Origin of the sequence: Pedobacter sp. ASV12, from assembly GCF_016429155.1 — a bacterium.
Taxonomy (GTDB): domain Bacteria; phylum Bacteroidota; class Bacteroidia; order Sphingobacteriales; family Sphingobacteriaceae; genus Pedobacter.
The window spans coordinates 1-8908 of sequence record NZ_JAELUC010000113.1 but is presented as its reverse complement, the minus strand read 5'-3'; the positions used below and the strand labels follow the sequence as shown (position 1 = coordinate 8908).

Genomic DNA, 8908 nt, shown 5'->3' with positions numbered 1-8908 from the left:
CCCCCCCCCCCCCCCCCCCCCCCCCCCCCCCCCCCCCCCCCCCCCCCCCCCCCCCCCCCCCCCCCCCCCCCCCCCCCCCCCCCCCCCCCCCCTTTTTTCCCCCCCCCCCCACCCCCGATAACACCACATGTCGTGGTTCGTCGGCAGCGTCAGATGTGTATAAGAGACAGACATCAATGTACGACAAGAAGGTGTATTGGTCTATATCTCAACCGATGGCACAACAACAACCGGTTACTTCCAAATTCCAAATTCGGCACAACGCTATGATTATGACATCTATACCGGTTATATTAGGGTCTATTCTTACGGCTTGCCTCCAACCACTACAACCAGAATAAAAGTAGTGTTGATTGCAGCAGATAATATTACTTAAGAATCAAGAATTTCAAAAATCCAAAAAGGCCGATATCCATTAAGATATCGGCCTTTTTGATAAATATATCTAATTATAAATTTCAGTTTTTATCAAAGTAACCTTTGCTTAAAATTCTAAAAAACGACTGATGCTCGCCTGGATGTGATCGTTTTTTTGATGTTCGCCACTGTTCAGTTGCAAAGCCCTGATCTGTACGCCGTTCCTCTCCAGCAACAATTCGTCGAAAAAGCCTTTGTAATAAACCTCCTTTACTTCAAAGCGCCTACTGTTCCAAGTGCTTTTAAGCTCTACCCATTCGGGATAAAAAGCGATTTGTGCCTTGTCGGTTTTTAAACCAAGCTGCAGGGCTTCTTCCCTACTCAGGATTACGGCATTGCCCAATATACGCGCCGTATATAAAGCCGTTGGGTGCTGGTAAACCTGCTCTGGCCTATCGTTTTGCAAAAGTTCGCCCTGCCTTAAAATCAGCAAGCGGTCGGCCAGAAAAAGCCCGTCTGTCGGGTCGTGCGAAACCAAAATTACGGTAATGCCCATTTCTTTAGCCAAACGTTTAATATCGGCGCGCAACTGGTTTTTCAGCAACGAATCAACTTGGCTAAAAGGTTCGTCCAGCAATAACACTTTGGTATCGCTTACCAAAGCTTTAGAAATGGCCACACGTTGCTGCTCGCCCCCGCTTAGCTCGGTAATCTTTTTGTTTTGAAGGTGACTGATATGCAAATGCTCCATCATTTGAAGCGTTTTAGCCTCTTTGGCGGCTACATTGGTGTTGGGCAACATAGAGGCGATGTTGTCGTAAACCTTTGCATAGATATTGAGCGAAAAATCCTGGGTTACCATCTTCATATCGGCATGGCCAGGTATCAGTTGCTCGTCCGGTCCCTTTACCCTTTTGCCATTGCATACAACTTCGCCAGAATCAGGCTTGAGCAAACCATATATGCACTTGAGCAAGGTTGATTTTCCGGAACCGCTTTCGCCAATAATAGCTACGATTTCGCCTTTGTTGATCGCAAAGCTAATGTTGTTAACACCAGAGGCCTGGGTTTCCTGGTATTGTTTATGGAGCTGCTTTACCGTTATGATTTCTTCGTTCACAGCGTAAAGATAGGAAAAAGAGGTAGAAGGTGGAGGGGGCTAGAGGTGGAAGGCTTAAGATGAAATACTATGAGCTATGGACTATAGTCTAAATCACCCCTAAACAAAAAACCTCGCGAAGTTTAAAAACTTCGCGAGGGCAATCAGGATTTATTTGTGTGTGGTGTGTGTTTATTAGTTCAGTCCGAAGGTTAAGCCAAAGGCCATGTTTTTAAGTCCCTTTTGTGGCGCACTGTCGAACATATCGTTGGCATAATATTTAACAAAGGCACCTAAACCATTGTAACCGAAGCGCAACGTACCGCCATAACGGAATGGCGCAAAATTGTAATCGTCCTTAAATTTCTCTTTGCCACGCTCGTCGCTGATCTGTTTAACCTTGCCATTGAGCAGGAAGCTGATTTCAGGGCCGATGACAAAATAGAAGCGTTTACCATTGTCGTTCTCTTTGGTGCGGAACTCGAAGTTTAGCGGAATGTGCAGGTAGCTGCTCGAGAAACGGTTCTTGCTAAAGATAATCGGTTCTTCGATATAGGTTAACTGCGACATGTTCTTTTGCATGGTGATGTTCTTTTTCAATCGGATCAAGGTCCAGTCGAAACCACCGGCAACATAAACTTTAAAGTTAGGGTTAAACCTGTAGCCAAATTGGATCACATCAAATGAAACAGTACTGGTTTTTCCTGCCTTGTAGTCTAAAAAATCGTTGGTTGGCGATAAAGAAAAGCTGCCATTATCAATCAATTTAGAAAAGCCGATATCTAAACGGGTAAAAGTGATACCTCCTACAAAACGACCGTTTTTCGCCATTGTACCTGTACTGTCTCTCTTGCCAATGGTAATGCCCAAGCCATAGTTGATATCGAATTTTTTGCGTTTAACGCTATCTTGTTCCCTACCATTACCTTCTTGTGCTTTTGCACCCAAGCCTGCCAGCATGGTAAGTCCGCTTACCAAAACTGCTGTTAATACTAAACGTTTCATTGTGTCGGTTTATTTGTGTTCTTTAATTCTTGTTTTTATTTTTTGGGTTTAACCTTACAAACCCCAAGTTGATTCCTATAATCGACGAGTTATCGTCATCATCGGTATTGAACCTGATGAGTTTTTTATCTCTTTTGTCTATTTTCTCTACAACGAAGTTGACCAAATCTCCCACATTTCTGATCCCTTTTTTCTCGGTTGCCACTTCTGTTTCGCTAATGGTATTTACATTCTCCAATCTCTGTGGTACCTCGGCGCTGGCCATCATGGTTTGACTGTTCTCTGTGGCGACGGCTGCTTCTTTAGGTACTACGTTCATCGGTTCGATTTCGATCTTCTTAATAGGTAGATGGGCAATCATTGCATTTGGTTGCAAGTCGTTTTCTTTTTTCTCCAAATTATTTTCAGGAAGCACATTTTCGGCCGTACGCACTTTCATGGTTTGTACAGGCGCATTGGCGAAACTTTTGTTACTGTTATTGGCTGTATTTGACAGGTTTTCTTCGGCAATTACAGTATTTCCAGTTGTAATCGGCGCTGCTGTTTGGCCAGTTGTGGCTACAGCTGCAGCGCCGCGCAACCTGATTTTTTCAGTTTTTTGAAAAACCAGCAAGGCGGTAATCGCTACGGTTACGCTGGCCGCGGCCATCCAATAAACTGGAAAACTGCGTTTGCGTTTAGGGGCAAGCTGCTGTTCAATATTGGCCCATAAATTTGCCGATGGCGCAATCTCTGCATCCCTAAATTTGTCTTTAAACAAATTATCAAATTCTTTATCCGGCATGTGTTGCATAACCAAAGCCCTCCATTTTAATAATTTCTTGTTGCAATATTGCTCTAGCCCTCGACAGCTGCGACTTGCTTGCCCCTTCGGTAATGCCCAATGTTTGGGCAATTTCCTTGTGCGAGTAGCCCTCAATGGCATACATGTTAAACACCATGCGATAGCCGTCGGCCAGTTTTTGTATCACTTTTAATAAATCCTGCATGCCCAAGCTGCTAAAATCAAAGCCTTGTGAAGGCTGTTCATACGCATCTTCAATAGGCACCACATTCATCATGCGCAGGTTTTTTCTGTAGCTTTCAATGGCGGTGTTTACCATAATACGCCTCATCCAGCCTTCAAACGAGCCATCGCCACGGTAATCTGTTACCTTTTGAAAAATCTTTACGTAGCCCATCTGCAAAACATCTTCAGCCTCCATACGATCTTTGGCGTAGCGCATGCAAACCGCCAGCATTTTTGATGCAGTTTGCTTGTACAGCATTTCCTGCATTTGCCGGTTGCCTGCTTTGCAGCCTTCCATTAAATCATCAATCGTATATGTTTTGGTCACCTTCATGCGTTGTTTGTATAGGGTAGATGAGCCCTAGCGGTAAAAGGTTGCAAGCAACCTCAAAAAAATATTTTCTCAGTAAGTTGGCGAAAACAAATATGGCTCGGGGCTTTAACTTTTCCAGGCCAAACTCAAGCTGCCCAAATGCTTTACATCCAATACCTATCGCTTTACCTTGAACAGTCTAAAATCTTCTTTGTAGGTTAAAAACAGCGAGTGGTTAAACTGCAATTGCGAATCGGAATGGTCAAGATCCAAGTGAGGCTCGAAACGAACATCGAGGTAAAGATGCGGCACCAGTTCTTTTTGATAGGCATAACGCAGGGCAATGATATTCCTGCCGCTTTGCTTAAAGCCTTTATCATACAGGTTATCAGAAACCGATTGATACAATGGCATGCCTTTAATGGTGATAAAGTTATTGCCTTTCCAGTAAGAAGCCAACAAACTGCCCCATTTGGTGTCGACGCCTGCATTGAGCCAAAGACCAAAGCCACCTTGGTAGGCGCGTACTTTGGTAGGCGAAAAATCCTTATAAACGGCAACATAGTTATCGGTATAAACCTCTTTTACATTGCCACCAATAGCTTTGTGCAGCTTTAAGCCAGTAGCGCCGTTAAATAAAGTGCTGATGGGAATTTCCTTCAGCAAATCGATCTGGCCACCTTGGTGATAGGCCAAAAACTGCGCCGGAAAACTCAGTTTCCAGCCTCCACCCCATTGGGCCAAAGTGGTTTCGGTATGGAGGCCACCAATAATTTCTTCTTTTTCTGGAGATCCTTTGTAGATCATTTTTTGCCAGGCAATCCAGCTGTCGAGCCTGAACTTTTCACGTTCTATCAGCAATTGCGTACCATATTCGATGGGTGTTGTAATCTTGCGTTCAAAATCGTAAATCGGCTCGATGTAGCCATGTTGGATATTGCCTTCCAAACTTCCAAATACCAAGGTTAGGTTACGTTTGTGGTATTTTACATTGAACAAGGGCTTGGCATCATAAATACCTTCCCGTCCAAAATCTTTGCGTAAATAGGCCCCTGCAGTAATGGCCAGGTTCGGATTGGCAAAATAAACCAATTGCGGTTCGAGCTGCGTACCGTACAGCGTATAGCCATCGTGAAATTTATTAGAGTATTCGTAATTTCTGACGTAGTTGAAGTTGTAGAAATTAAAATGGAGTTCTTTGGCTAAACTATCGGCCGGACGAATGCGGTTGAATATGGCTTCGTTGTTGAATTGGGCCTGTGCAAAACAGCCTGTGCAAATCACAAGGATTAAGAGTAAAGTTTTTTTCATTTGATCGGTTTTGGTTTGCCACCATTTCTGGGATAGAGCACACGAACATTTTGAGTATTTTCTAATCCTGCCCAAACATAGTGTTCTTTATTGTATTGTTCAGTCAGTTTGAGGTTGATTTTGCAACTATCGCTTAAACTGTAAACATAAAATGGCTGATAACTGACGATATCTGCGTCAAGACTATCTACCTGACTTTCTGTTTCGCCCCAGTTTCTCCCAATTAAATCAACAATGCCATCTTTGTTCAAGTCAGAAATGCGAATTGGGATTTCTATATCTTTTGGAACATCAATACGAACTGTATTTTTCTCTATTGAAATAAGCGTAGGCCCATCATACCCACCTTCATAAACACGGCTAAACAGCATTATAATACACTTTTCATAACTTCTGTATACAAATATTCGATTCGATTTAATGCTATTTTGATTACTTTTTAAGAAGCTTTCACTAATAGTTCCATAGCCATCTGCTTTCTGGAACGAGCTCGAAGGCACTCCAGCTATTTTAACAACTACTTTGTCAAATCCATTTGTGGAGTCTGTGGCAAAAACTAATATAGAATCAGTTTTTCCATCGTTATTTAAGTCGTCAACGATGGTCTCTATAATTTGTAAAGGTGATTGATTTCTTGGAGTTTTGTTTAATTTTTTCTCTTTGTCAACCTGCGAAAGGGGCAAAACCACAATAGGCTTTTGCTGACAAGAAAAGAACAGGGTCAAGCATATGAATAATATTGTATGTTTTAGTCTCATGGCCAAGTTCTAAAATAGCTATTTACTATCTTTTTCCCTGATTTTCTTGTAAAGCTTTACGCCCATCATAATCACCATCGCCAGGCCCATAATGCCTACAAGGCCATAAATCCAATCAACGGCATTTTTTAGAATGACAATAAACACAATAGCCACCATAAAAATGGTAGCCAGTTCGCGCCATAAACGCAACTTCATGCTGTTCAACTTATAAATACCGGTACGCAGCTGCTTCATCATCCTTTGGCAAACAAAATGATAAACCAGCAAGCCAACCACGAAGCCCAGCTTGACCAGCATCCAATCAAATTGCAACAGGTAAGGATGGGTATACAGCATGAGCGAGCCCGCCAACACAGCAATGATCATGGCTGGCGTGGCAATGATCTTCCACACCGTGGCCTCCATTTTGGTAAACTGGGCTATTAAAATGCTCCGCTCCGGCTCTTTCTTGGCATTGGCTTCTGTATGGTAAATAAACAGGCTAAGGATATAGAAAAGTCCCGCCATCCAGCTGATGACGAACACCACATGTACCGCTAAAAAGAAACTGTAATAATCTTCCATTAGTTTTTTATTTGCTCCCAGGTCTGTGAGCCACAGAGCTGGGATAAGGGATATGATAAAGTTCTATAATTAGTACTTAAACTCCTTTACCACTTCGATGGCGTATTTCACATGATCAAAAGGAATATCTGGCATAATGCCATGACCCAAGTTAAAAATAAAACCGTTCTCGCCGCGCATGCGCTCAAACAGTTGCAAAATATGTTTCTTGATCACCGGTTTATCGGCATACAAGATATGCGGATCTAAATTGCCCTGCACGGCGATGTTGGCCGGCAATGCTTTTTTGATGTTCAGCAAATCGGCATTCCAATCGACAGAAACCACATCGGGCTGTGCCGTTGCCATAATTGGGGCAAACACCGAACTGCCTTTGCAGAAAGAAATAACCGGGATATTGGTCCTGTTCAGTCCGGCAATAATCTGTTGGTTGTATTGGTGCGAAAACTCCTGATAATCGTTCCACGACAAAGCCAGGGCCCAGCTGTCGAACAACTGCAGGGCATTTACGCCAGCCTCGATTTGCAGGTTCAGGTAATCGGTGGTTACCTTGGCAATTTTAGCCAATAACCTATGCGCCAATTCGGGATGGTTGTGAATTAAAAGCTTGGTGGTTTTGAAGTCTTTCGACGAACCGCCCTCTACCAAATAGCTCATAACGGTAAAAGGAGCACCGGCAAAACCAATGAGCGGAATACTGCCGTTTAAACGTTGCTGAATAACCTTAATGGCATCGGCCACATACTGCAAACGGTCGATCACGTCGGTTTCTAAACGCTCAATATCTTCGGCGGTACGTACCGGATTGGCAAATTTGGGGCCTACGCCTTGGGTAAAGCTCAAATCGCCTCCCATGGCCTCGCCGGTTACCAAAATATCAGAAAACAAGATCGCTGCATCAATGCCCAGCAAATCAACCGGCAACATGGTTACGTCGGCCGCAATTTCCGGGGTCTTGCACATCTCTAAAAAGGTGTACTTGTTCTTGATTTCCCAATACTGGGGCATGAAACGTCCAGCTTGGCGCATCATCCATACGGGTGGGCGTTCTGTTGGCTTTGAAAAGGCGGCGTCTAAAAACAGGTTATTCTTCATTTGGGGTATTAGGCCAGGTTATTGGCTTCTTTCTCTATAATTTTAATAATTTCTTGTGCTCTTGAGGTGGTAGCCAGTTCCTTGGCTTTGGCGATATAGGCTTTGGCCCGTTCGCCGTCTTTTTTGCGCAGGGCCAAATTGGCCAGGTGGATCAGTACAAAGGCCTTGTCGTTTTTGCCTCCCAACGGAAATCGGCTGGCAATCTGAAAATGGTGCTCGGCCTTATCGAAATCTTCGCGTTGCAGGGCAATATTGGCCCGCATAAACTCGTAATAGCCACGGCGGTTTTTGGCCAGGCGGTCTGGATTGCCAACTTCGTTCAGTATTTCTTCTGTTTTATCGTAGTCGGCATTCTTAAAGTGCTTAGAGGCCAGCAATACCGAACTGTGCTTAAAGTGGGTCCACAGCACAAATAAACACAAAAAGCCGGCTATAGCAGCCAGCTGGTATTGATTGTAGTATACACTTACGAGCGCCGAGACACCAAAAATGGCCATCAGCGCATATCTGCTCTTGGTATTATACATTAATGTGCTACATCTGTGAATTTATAGCCAACTCCTCTGATCGAGTGGAAATACACCGGATTTTTTTGGTCGGGCTCAAAATATTTACGGAACGTCAGGATAAAGTTGTCGATGGTACGGGTTGACGGGTACACGTCGTAATTCCAAACGGTTTCCAAAATCTGCTCGCGCGAAACGGCTTCGTTCTTGCGCTCGATGAGCAGTTTGAGCAACATGGTCTCCTTTTTGGTTAAAGGCACCACAACCCCATCGTCTTGCTTCAATTCGAACGAGTTGAAATAAATGGTTTTATCACCAATTTTATAAGAATTCAGTTCTTTCAGGTCGTCTGACTTCAGGCTGCGTTTTACCAAAATGCCCACGCGCAAAATCAGTTCTTCCAAGTTAAATGGTTTCACCAAATAATCGTCGGCACCTTTTTTAAGGCCCATTACCCTGTCTTCGCTGGTATTTTTGGCGGTTAAGAACAAGATCGGCACTTCGGTATTTTCGAGGCGAATGGTTTCGCAAACCTGGAAGCCGTCCATTTCCGGAAGCATCACATCGAGGATAATCAGGTTGAAGCGCTCTTCCTTAAATACTTTCAATGCGGTTTTGCCGTCTTTTACGGCATGTACTTTATAGCCTTCTAATTCGAGGTTTAATTTAATGGCATCTAACAAATGGTCTTCGTCTTCTACCAACAGTATTCTTAATTTTTGTGGCATATCAATTAAATGTTACTTCAAAAATGGCGCCTTGCGGCACGTTATCTTTCACGCTGATGTCAGCGTCGTGGTTTTGCAATACTTCTTTAACAATAAACAAGCCAAGTCCGGTACCTGTCTCTTATACACATCTCCGAGCCCACGAGACAGTACTCATGAT

At 43.7% G+C, this 8908-nt stretch carries 11 protein-coding genes and 1 pseudogene; all 12 read right to left on the bottom strand.

The features are described from left to right. A partial coding sequence (locus JHD69_RS17980; protein ID WP_199141729.1) for a hypothetical protein occupies positions 1-187 on the bottom strand: 187 nt, incomplete at its 3' end. Between the two features lie 297 nt (positions 188-484). Continuing rightward, entirely contained in the window at positions 485-1477 is a 993-nt protein-coding gene (locus tag JHD69_RS17975; protein ID WP_199141728.1) for an ABC transporter ATP-binding protein, read from the bottom strand. Between the two features lie 174 nt (positions 1478-1651). Further along, positions 1652-2461 (bottom strand): outer membrane beta-barrel protein, encoded by an 810-nt coding sequence (locus JHD69_RS17970; RefSeq protein WP_199141727.1) that lies wholly within the window; start codon positions 2459-2461, stop codon positions 1652-1654. 22 nt (positions 2462-2483) lie between these two features. Further along, on the bottom strand, positions 2484-3254 hold the full coding sequence (locus tag JHD69_RS17965; protein WP_199141726.1) for a hypothetical protein: 771 nt from the start codon (positions 3252-3254) through the stop codon (positions 2484-2486). Further along, the gene (locus tag JHD69_RS17960; protein ID WP_199141725.1) at positions 3235-3804 is read right to left on the bottom strand and encodes an RNA polymerase sigma factor; all 570 of its coding nucleotides are present in this window, start codon (positions 3802-3804) and stop codon (positions 3235-3237) included. Before JHD69_RS17960 ends, JHD69_RS17965 begins: the two co-directional genes overlap by 20 nt. 156 nt (positions 3805-3960) lie before the next feature. Then, positions 3961-5094, bottom strand: coding sequence for a hypothetical protein (locus JHD69_RS17955; RefSeq protein ID WP_199141724.1), 1134 nt, complete (start codon positions 5092-5094; stop codon positions 3961-3963). Continuing rightward, entirely contained in the window at positions 5091-5852 is a 762-nt protein-coding gene (locus JHD69_RS17950) for a hypothetical protein (RefSeq protein WP_199141723.1), read from the bottom strand. The genes JHD69_RS17955 and JHD69_RS17950 overlap by 4 nt, the downstream gene beginning before the upstream one ends. An 18-nt stretch (positions 5853-5870) precedes the next feature. After that, positions 5871-6419, bottom strand: coding sequence for a CopD family protein (locus JHD69_RS17945; RefSeq protein ID WP_199141722.1), 549 nt, complete (start codon positions 6417-6419; stop codon positions 5871-5873). Between the two features lie 69 nt (positions 6420-6488). Continuing rightward, positions 6489-7514 carry a uroporphyrinogen decarboxylase gene (gene hemE / locus JHD69_RS17940; protein ID WP_199141721.1) on the bottom strand — a complete coding sequence of 342 codons (1026 nt, stop codon included), beginning with the start codon at positions 7512-7514 and terminating at the stop codon, positions 6489-6491. Positions 7515-7522: 8 nt separating this feature from the next. After that, entirely contained in the window at positions 7523-8041 is a 519-nt protein-coding gene (locus JHD69_RS17935; protein ID WP_199141720.1) for a hypothetical protein, read from the bottom strand. Beyond that, the gene (locus tag JHD69_RS17930; RefSeq protein WP_199141719.1) at positions 8041-8748 is read right to left on the bottom strand and encodes a response regulator transcription factor; all 708 of its coding nucleotides are present in this window, start codon (positions 8746-8748) and stop codon (positions 8041-8043) included. The genes JHD69_RS17935 and JHD69_RS17930 overlap by 1 nt, the downstream gene beginning before the upstream one ends. Position 8749: 1 nt before the next feature. Continuing rightward, a pseudogene (locus tag JHD69_RS21070) lies at positions 8750-8863 on the bottom strand (sensor histidine kinase); the annotation flags it as partial. Positions 8864-8908: the final 45 nt, after the last annotated feature.

Bases quoted from the DNA above. Each gene is read 5' to 3' on its own strand.
- JHD69_RS17970 (WP_199141727.1), bottom strand. From the start codon at position 2,461: ATGAAACGTTTAGTATTAACAGCAGTTTTGGTAAGCGGACTTACCATG.
- JHD69_RS17965 (WP_199141726.1), bottom strand. From the start codon at position 3,254: ATGCAACACATGCCGGATAAAGAATTTGATAATTTGTTTAAAGACAAA.
- JHD69_RS17960 (WP_199141725.1), bottom strand. From the start codon at position 3,804: ATGAAGGTGACCAAAACATATACGATTGATGATTTAATGGAAGGCTGC.
- JHD69_RS17955 (WP_199141724.1), bottom strand. From the start codon at position 5,094: ATGAAAAAAACTTTACTCTTAATCCTTGTGATTTGCACAGGCTGTTTT.
- JHD69_RS17950 (WP_199141723.1), bottom strand. From the start codon at position 5,852: ATGAGACTAAAACATACAATATTATTCATATGCTTGACCCTGTTCTTT.
- JHD69_RS17945 (WP_199141722.1), bottom strand. From the start codon at position 6,419: ATGGAAGATTATTACAGTTTCTTTTTAGCGGTACATGTGGTGTTCGTC.
- hemE (WP_199141721.1), bottom strand. From the start codon at position 7,514: ATGAAGAATAACCTGTTTTTAGACGCCGCCTTTTCAAAGCCAACAGAA.
- JHD69_RS17935 (WP_199141720.1), bottom strand. From the start codon at position 8,041: ATGTATAATACCAAGAGCAGATATGCGCTGATGGCCATTTTTGGTGTC.
- JHD69_RS17930 (WP_199141719.1), bottom strand. From the start codon at position 8,748: ATGCCACAAAAATTAAGAATACTGTTGGTAGAAGACGAAGACCATTTG.